This window comes from Marinospirillum sp. (genome assembly GCF_014859565.1).
Window position 1 is genome coordinate 1 of record NZ_JACUUA010000324.1, and the last position, 3085, is coordinate 3085.

The following is a 3085-nucleotide window of genomic DNA, read 5'->3' on the forward strand; positions in this document are numbered from 1 at the left end:
ATCTGGAAACTTTGCTGACTGCGCTGGAACAATAACTGGTGGATCAAGTCTGAATCTGGCAACTTATGGCAACCAAAAAGGTTTAGCGGAAATCCATAATGAGAAATTGCCAGATTCAGGCCTGTTTACGTTTGATCAGTTTTATAACCTTGGCTCTGGTTACAGGGTTATCACAGGCACATCCCCATGTTTGGGTGGATCTTCGGGTTCGTCCATTAATGAATGACCAGCAACAGCTGGTTGCCTTGCAGCAATCCTGGCGTTTTGATCCCTTTTACAGCCTGATACTGATAGAAGAGCTGGAGCGCGGTGGCCCAGCTAATGAACAAGAACAACGTTATGATCAGCTGGCGCTGGAAGTGGCCACCAATCTGGCACGGTTTGATTTTTTCTCTCGTGTGAGCAGTCAGGGATCGCGTCAGGTTTTTTCTGAAGTGACCGAATACAACCTGATGCGGGTCGGGCAACGGGTGGAGTTCAGTTTTGTATTGCCGTTACAAACCCCACTGGATAGCCGCACACCATTCAATTATCAGGTGTATGACCCCAGTTATTATATCGAGATATTACATACCCCGGAAATTGGCTTGGATCGAGCCAGCCTGCCGCCTGCCTGTCAGGTGGATCTACAGGCACCCAACCCATCCAGTGATTTAATAGAAAAAGCCCTGGCACTGGATGCAGATCAAACACCTGATGATCCAGAGCTGGGTTCCCATTTTGCTGAGCGGGTGTTGATCCAGTGCCAATCAGAAGATACAAATAAGGATTAACTGGATGAAGTGGTGGTCGGCTTTTTTATTAATAGTCTTCAGTATCAGTCTTTATGCTTCACCCCTGCCTGGGTTACCACCTGCTAATCAGAATAATGATCAGGTGATGCAATCCACTCCCACTAAATCAGAGTCTGCGGTAAGCAGCAGCTCCAGTTGGAGTTGGCAGCAGCTGACTTTCTGGATCATGCAAAAACAACGTGAGCTGCATCGTGGTCTGGCAGATAAAATCGAACGGCTTAGTGAGCAAGGCAGCTGGGATAATGCCCGTGCATTATTGTTGTTGAGTTTTTTTTACGGTGTTTTTCATGCTGCAGGGCCCGGGCACGGTAAAGCAGTATTAACCACCTATTTGCTGACCCAACCCGAAAAATTACAAAGAGGTTTGTGGCTGTCTTTTATTGCCGCCATGTTGCAGGCCGTCACAGCTGTTTTATTGGTGACACTACTGGTTCATGTGTTCGGTCGCCTGGCTCGTGAAGCCTTCTCCAGTGTATTTTATGTCGAAGTGGTCAGCTTTGTTCTTATTGTTCTGCTGGGGCTGGTTTTAATTGCTCGCGGTATCCGGCAGCTTTGGCGGATGCGCTGCAAAAGGGTGAGTGTTCTGCACACTACGCCTACCCAGCGGCCTCAATTTAAACCCATCGCATCAACTGGAATAACGCCTGTTTTTACCCCGTTAAAAATAACGGGTTCAAATACGGCAACCCCCTGCCCATCCTGTGGCAAGGTGCATCATGTCGCACCGGAGCAAACAGAGGGAAAAAGCTGGATTCAGAACACCGGGCTGCTGCTCTCCATTGGTTTGCGCCCTTGTTCTGGTGCCGTGCTGGTGCTGGTGGTCGCTAATCTGATGGGTTTATGGTGGGTGGGTGTGGCCGCTACAGTGGCTATGGCTCTGGGAACAGCACTGACAGTTGCAGTGTTGGCAACGCTGGCGGTTCAGGCACGGCAACTGGCTCAGCGGTTATTACGCCTGCAGGGACAAAGCATGGCAAGTGTTGCCGCTCTGCTGGCAATGGCAGGTGGTCTTGTCATCTTATTGCTGGGTGCTAGCTTGTTGCTTGGAAGCCTGAGCACCGATCATCCACTGGGACTGTTTTGACCGGTTGAGCCGGGTGGTACGTGGGCTCAGCCTGTGGATAAACCTGTGAGGTACTGGGGATAAATCCTGTGTGTGGACGTGGATAAATGCCTTGCTTGAATGAATGGACAAAAAGATGGGCATTTTTTTGATCTATATTAACCTTTTGTGCAAATCTTCAGCGCCACTACAAAAGTCTCTACTAGAATAGCCGGTCATTACTTAATAAAATCTTTCACTTACCTGTTAACCCCTCCCCCAGCCCAGGAGTAGCTCCATGACCCGTGATCAGGAAATCCGACTGGACGAAGATGATCTGATCGTCAGCAAAACAGATCCAAAGGGTCGAATCACCTATGCTAATCGCCGCTTTATGGAGATAGTTGGTTATTCTGAGCCGCAGTTACTGGGCAAACCCCATAACCTGATTCGTCATGCTGATATGCCGCGCGGAGTTTTCCGTTTTCTGTGGCATACCCTGCAGGAAGGAAAAGAGTTCTTTGGATACGTCAAAAACCGCACTTCGGATGGTGGTTATTATTGGGTTCTGGCTAATGTCACCCCGGATTACAAGGCGGATGCTTCACTGGCCGGTTATTTTTCGGTGCGTCGTCGCCCTAATTTTGCTGCAGTGCGTCAGGTTTCCCAATGGTATAAAAAAATGCTGGAAATTGAGGCTGAACTGTCTGCCAGTCAGGCACCTCAGGTTTCCATGCAGTGGCTGGTAGAGCAGGTCGATCAACAGGGTTGCAGTTACAACGATCTGATTCGTCAGCTTGAGCAACTACAGGAATAAACCATGTATCAAGCCAATCTGACACACCATATTTCCAGGGGATCACCCTTTTTAAGTGCCAAGTTTTTGATTGCTTGTGTGATTTTTAATCTGCTGACACTCGGTGCAGCCTTGGTAGCTTTACTGAGTGAACACTGGTTATGGGTTGGAATTCCTCCACTGCTGGCCTTGTTGTTCAGTATTTATGCCTGGCGTTATGCCCGCAAACCCCTGATTACCCTGTCATTAATTGATGTTGCCCTGCAGAAAGCGCGGGTGGGTGAAATGCACCATCGTATTACCCATACCAAGGGGTTGGGTGAAGTTGGGCGGGTCAGCTGGGATCTGAATGATTTTCTGGATCTGATCGAAAGTTACTTCAAGGAAGTCAACTCAGCATTTGCTGCAGTCAGTCAGGGAGATTTTTCTCGCAAAACCCTCTCCAAAGGGATG

General features: G+C 48.8%; 4 protein-coding genes and 1 pseudogene. All 5 read left to right on the forward strand.

The window, feature by feature from the left end; all coding sequences use genetic code 11:
* Positions 1–226: hypothetical protein (locus IBX50_RS19055; RefSeq protein WP_292257980.1), on the forward strand; the 226-nt coding region annotated here is incomplete at its 5' end.
* Entirely contained in the window at positions 195–773 is a 579-nt protein-coding gene (locus IBX50_RS19060; RefSeq protein ID WP_292257981.1) for a DUF1007 family protein, read from the forward strand. The genes IBX50_RS19055 and IBX50_RS19060, both read left to right, overlap by 32 nt.
* Positions 774–777: 4 nt before the next feature.
* Positions 778–1878 carry a hypothetical protein gene (locus IBX50_RS19065; protein WP_292257982.1) on the forward strand — a complete coding sequence of 367 codons (1101 nt, stop codon included), beginning with the start codon at positions 778–780 and terminating at the stop codon, positions 1876–1878.
* Between the two features lie 256 nt (positions 1879–2134).
* Positions 2135–2653: a PAS domain-containing protein gene (locus tag IBX50_RS19070; RefSeq protein WP_292257983.1), complete on the forward strand. Its 519-nt coding sequence runs from the start codon at positions 2135–2137 to the stop codon at positions 2651–2653.
* 3 nt (positions 2654–2656) lie between these two features.
* Positions 2657–3085: pseudogene (locus tag IBX50_RS19075) on the forward strand (chemotaxis protein); the annotation flags it as partial.

Excerpts from the sequence above, each read along its gene's own strand:
- IBX50_RS19065 (WP_292257982.1), top strand. The coding sequence starts at position 778 with ATGAAGTGGTGGTCGGCTTTTTTATTAATAGTCTTCAGTATCAGTCTT.
- IBX50_RS19070 (WP_292257983.1), top strand. The coding sequence starts at position 2,135 with ATGACCCGTGATCAGGAAATCCGACTGGACGAAGATGATCTGATCGTC.